Source organism: Streptosporangium sp. G11 (assembly GCF_051192615.1).
Taxonomy (GTDB): Bacteria; Actinomycetota; Actinomycetes; order Streptosporangiales; family Streptosporangiaceae; genus Streptosporangium.
In genome coordinates, this window is record NZ_JBPJUQ010000229.1 from 1 (window position 1) to 2,807 (window position 2,807).

Sequence of the window (2,807 nt, forward strand, 5' to 3'; positions counted from 1 at the left end):
TCGCCTACGCCACCGCCGTGGCGACCACCCAGCTCAACACCCGCGCCCGCCGCTGGATCTGGGGCCGTCCAGCTCCCCATCCTCGTCAACGCCGACGCCGTTTTACCTACCTGCTTTGAGGAACGTCGCACTAGGAGGCGGCGTCGACGAGGGCCTGGAGGAGGCGTTGAGGATCTTCGGCCAGCCGGTTGCACACGTACAGCCACCATTCGGTGCCGAAGACGACGTACTCGCGGGTGGGGTGACCGTGTGCGGCCATCGCGGTGAGGCGGTCGGGGCCGAGGCCGAGCAGGGTCTCGAACTCCCACGGCGCGTCGTCGCGGCCTGCCCCGCCGAGGTGGTGGTCGATGCGGTGGATCAGGTCCCAGTCGTGGGTCGCGAACGAGCACAGGTGTCCCGAGTCGGCCAGTGACTCGGCGTAGCGCAGGTAGGCGGCGGGCAGCGCGGCGTCCTCGCGCGCGTAGGCGATGGCCTCCGGCTCCAGGAAGGCGCCCTTCACCAGGCGGATCCGGCCCGGCAGGGCGAGGAGCCCCCGCAGGTCCTCGCCGGTGCGGTGCAGCCTCGCCTGGACGGTGACCCCGACGTGGTCGAAACGCTCGCACAGCCTGCGGTGCACCGACAGGACCGCGTCGGTGCGGTCGGAGCCCTCGGCCGAGATGATCATTTCCCGTCCGGTGCCGGCGGTGGCCTGAGCGATGCGGGTGGCGTTGTCGAGGGCGAGTTCCTCGTCGATCGCCAGGCCGATGTGCGAGAGATCGAGGGAGACCGAGCACCGCGGCGGAAGCCGCCGGGCGGCGTCGACGAACACGGCCGTCTCCGCCAGGGCCCGCTCCGGGTCACGGCAGCTCTCCCCCATGTACTCGACGTTCGCCCGGTGCCCGCTCGCGAGAATTTCCGCCACGCGTTCCAGCGCCTCCGCGAGGCTGTCCCCGGCCACGAAACGCCGGGCCACCCGCCTGGCGATGGGGCCGAGCACAGGGTCGGCGGGCACCCGCCACTTGAGCTCCTCGTCGAGCGCGAGGGCGCGCAGCACCTGTGCCGCCCTCGCGGAGGCCTCGCCGGTGGTGGCGGTATCGGTGTCGGCATCGGTGTCGGTGGGGTGATCGATCGTCATCGTGCGCCTAGCTGTCGAGGAGAAGAAGATCGTCGGACCGGGCCATTGCCGTTCCGGCGGCGGTCCGGCGGCGATTCAGCCGGCCCGGTGCCAGCTTTCCAGAGACCCACCGGCTCAAAAAGTGGCAGAAACGACTAATATCGTGAAATTCCTGCCAGCACGTCGCGGCAGGTCCGTACCCTCACCGGGAGGATTCCCATGCTTCGCGACGTCGCCGTCCTGGCGCTCGACGGCGGGCACGCGTTCGAGCTCGGGGTGTTCTGCGAGGTCTTCGGCATCGATCGCAGCGACGACGGCCTGCCCTCCTACGACTTCGCGGTCGTCTCCGCCACGGGGGGCAGCGTGCGTACCCGGCACGGCTTCCGCGTCGAGACCCCGCACGGGCTGGAGCGGCTGGAGTCGGCGGACCTCATCGGCGTCCCGGCCTCGGATCCGGACGTGCGCCACCCGGAGGAACTGTTCGCGGCACTCCGGGCCGCGGTAGGGCGCGGAGCGCGCGTGCTCAGCATCTGTTCCGGCGCCTTCCTGCTCGGTGAGGCCGGCCTGCTGGACGGCCGCCGCTGCACCACCCACTGGCGTTACGGCGAGGAGCTCGCCCGCCGCTACCCGAAGACCCGGGTGGAGCCGGGCGTCCTCTACGTCGACGAGGACCCGGTCATCACCGGCGCCGGGACCTCCGCCGGAATCGACACCTGCCTGCACCTGGTACGCAAGGAACAGGGCAGCGCCGTCGCGGGCGACATCGCCCGGCGTATGGTAGCGCCCCCGCACCGCGAGGGCGGCCAGAGCCAGTACGTCAGGCGCCCGGACCCCAAGCCGGGCACCGGGCACCTCGCGTCCCTGCTGGCCTGGCTGGAGGCCAACCTCCACGAGGAGCTGACCGTGGAAGGAATGGCCCGCCAGGCCAATATGTCGACGCGCACCTTCGCCCGCCACTTTCACCGGGAGATCGGCACCACGCCGCTCCAGTGGCTCACCGGCCAGCGCGTCCTGCTGGCCCAGCACCATCTCGAGAGCACCGACGAGCCGATCGCCACCGTCGCCGAACGAGCCGGATTCGGCTCGGTCGCCACGCTGCGCCACCATTTCGCCCGGCGCCTGGGCACCACCCCCCACACCTACCGGCGCGCCTTCCGCGGCCCCCGCGCGGGCGCGGACGGCGCGCCGAGGCGGTGAAGCGGACAGGGTGCCCCCTGGATCGCCGATCGAGCCCTCCGTGCCCCCTCTGCGAGTTCCGTACGCCGCCCACGAGCCTCGCGGGATGGCAACGGGGTCGCCGATCGAGCCTTCCGTGCCCCGCTCCCGGCGGCAAGGGCGTCATGGCGCGACAGCGTGTCGGCGCCCCCGGCGAAGTATCGCCGCCCGCGTGGCGTATGGCTTGTGCGCCGATGACCGGCGTCGGCTGATCTAAGGTGACAGTGCCCCATCACATGATCCACGGGTCATACAGGGTGATCTCCCCCCTCATGCTGTGAAAGCCGAGGTCGAGGAGAAAAGATCCATGTCTCGCAGATACGCCGCCACCGCCGGATGCGTCCTGGCGGTCACCGCGCTCACCCTCGCCGCCGTACCAGCCGGCGCCGACCGCGGCCAGAGCGTCCCCGCCCAGGCCACCGCACCGATCGCCGCGAAGCGCCCGGCCATCGACCCGCCGCCGGGCATGCTGGAGGCCCTCCAGCGCGACCTCGAACTG

The 2,807-nt window shown here is 71.6% G+C and carries 2 protein-coding genes and 1 pseudogene; 2 read left to right on the top strand and 1 reads right to left on the bottom strand.

What is annotated here, in order from left to right; genetic code table 11:
• Positions 1–130: 130 nt before the first annotated feature.
• Positions 131–1,114, bottom strand: a complete 984-nt coding sequence (locus tag ACSDR0_RS50025) for a proline dehydrogenase family protein (protein WP_435296032.1) — start codon at positions 1,112–1,114, stop codon at positions 131–133.
• A 198-nt stretch (positions 1,115–1,312) separates the two neighbouring features.
• On the opposite strand from ACSDR0_RS50025, the gene ACSDR0_RS50030 reads away from it, so the two are divergent.
• Positions 1,313–2,290 carry a helix-turn-helix domain-containing protein gene (locus tag ACSDR0_RS50030; RefSeq protein ID WP_435296033.1) on the top strand — a complete coding sequence of 326 codons (978 nt, stop codon included), beginning with the start codon at positions 1,313–1,315 and terminating at the stop codon, positions 2,288–2,290.
• Between the two features lie 325 nt (positions 2,291–2,615).
• A pseudogene (locus ACSDR0_RS50035) lies at positions 2,616–2,807 on the top strand (S1 family peptidase); the annotation flags it as partial.

Coding starts and splice junctions, on each gene's coding strand:
- ACSDR0_RS50025 (WP_435296032.1), bottom strand. CDS start 1,114: ATGACGATCGATCACCCCACCGACACCGATGCCGACACCGATACCGCC.
- ACSDR0_RS50030 (WP_435296033.1), top strand. CDS start 1,313: ATGCTTCGCGACGTCGCCGTCCTGGCGCTCGACGGCGGGCACGCGTTC.